Source organism: Saccharomonospora saliphila YIM 90502 (genome assembly GCF_000383795.1).
GTDB classification, from domain to species: domain Bacteria; phylum Actinomycetota; class Actinomycetes; order Mycobacteriales; family Pseudonocardiaceae; genus Saccharomonospora; species Saccharomonospora saliphila.
The window spans coordinates 132,898-134,420 of the sequence record NZ_KB912705.1; the positions used below are offsets into that span (position 1 = coordinate 132,898).

A 1,523-nucleotide genomic window follows, 5' to 3' on the forward strand; every position below is an offset into this window, starting at 1 on the left:
AGCGCACCGAGGCCGCCCGTGCGGCGCTCGACGCGGCCGAGGCCGCCGTCCACGACGCCACGCGTGCCGAGAATTCCTGAGCCGCCGCTCCCGGGCGCGTCACCCGCGCGACACACGCCCCCGGTGGCGTGACCCGCGCGGCAGCACGGTGCCGGGTGGCCTCACCCGCGCGGCATCACAGGGACAGGGCGAGGTACTTGGTGTCGAGGTACTCGTCGATGCCCTCGTGGCCGCCTTCCCGTCCGAAGCCGGACGCCTTCACCCCGCCGAAGGGGGCCGCCGGATTGGACACGAGTCCGGTGTTGACCCCGACCATCCCGGTGCGCAGGGCCTCGCCGACCCGCAGCGCGCGGCTGAAGCCGGTGGTGAACACGTACCCGACCAGGCCGAACTCGGTGTCGTTGGCCCGGGCCACGGCGTCGGCCTCGTCGTCGAACGTGGTCACGGGTGCGACGGGGCCGAAGACCTCCTCGTGCAGGATGCGGGCGTCATGGGGAACGTCGGCGAGCACGGTGGGGTGGTAGAAGTACCCGTCGCCCGGACCGTTCTCGCCACCCGTGCTCACCCGCGCGCCGCGTTTCCGCGCGTCGTTGACCAGCTCGGAGACCGTGTCCCGCTGGCCCGCGTTCACCAGCGGTCCCACCGCGACCCCCTCCTCGGTGCCGTGCCCCATCCGCAGCGCGGCCATCTCCTCGGTGAGCCTCTCGGTGAACTCGTCGGCGACCGAGCGGTGCACGAGGAAGCGGTTCGCGGCCACGCACGACTCGCCGTTGTTGCGCATCTTCGCGGTCACCGCGCCGCGCACGGCCACGTCCAGATCCGCGTCGTCGAAGACCAGGAACGCGGCGTTGCCGCCCAGCTCCATCGACATCCGCTGAAGGTTGGGCGCGCACTGCTCGACCAGCGTGCGGCCGACCTCCGTCGACCCGGTGAAGGAGAGCTTGCGCACGCGGCGGTCGGCAAGCACGGGACCGACGACCCGGCTCGCGGAGGTGCTCGGCAGCACGGTGAGCACCCCGTCCGGAAGGCCCGCCTCGGCGAGGATGGCCGCCAGGTTCAGCATGGACAACGGCGTGAGCTGCGGCGGCTTCACGATCATGGTGCACCCGGCCGCGACCGCGGGGCCGATCTTGCGGGTGCCCATCGCCAGCGGGAAGTTCCACGGTGTGATTAGCAGGCACGGCCCGACGGCCTGGCGTGTCACGAGGGCGCGGCCACCGCCTCCCGCCGGATTGCGCGCGTAGCGGCCGTCGATGCGCACGGCCTCCTCGGAGAACCAGCGGAAGAACTCGGCGGCGTAGGTGACCTCGGCGCGGGACTCGGTGAGGCTCTTGCCCATCTCCAGCGTCATCAGCAGCGCGAGGTCGTCGGCGCGTTCGGTCATCAGTTCCCATGCCCGGCGCAGGATCTCCCCGCGCTGCCGGGGCGGGGTGTCGGCCCAGGCATCCTGTGCGGCGACGGCGGAGGAGACGGCCGCCTCCGCGTCGGCGCCGCGCGCGTCGGCGACCGTGCGGAGCGTGCGG

The 1,523-nt window shown here is 72.9% G+C and carries 1 protein-coding gene; it reads right to left on the minus strand.

Annotated features, from left to right (window positions below):
- Positions 1-175: 175 nt before the first annotated feature.
- A partial coding sequence (locus tag SACSA_RS23535; RefSeq protein WP_019818995.1) for an NAD-dependent succinate-semialdehyde dehydrogenase occupies positions 176-1,523 on the minus strand: 1,348 nt, incomplete at its 5' end.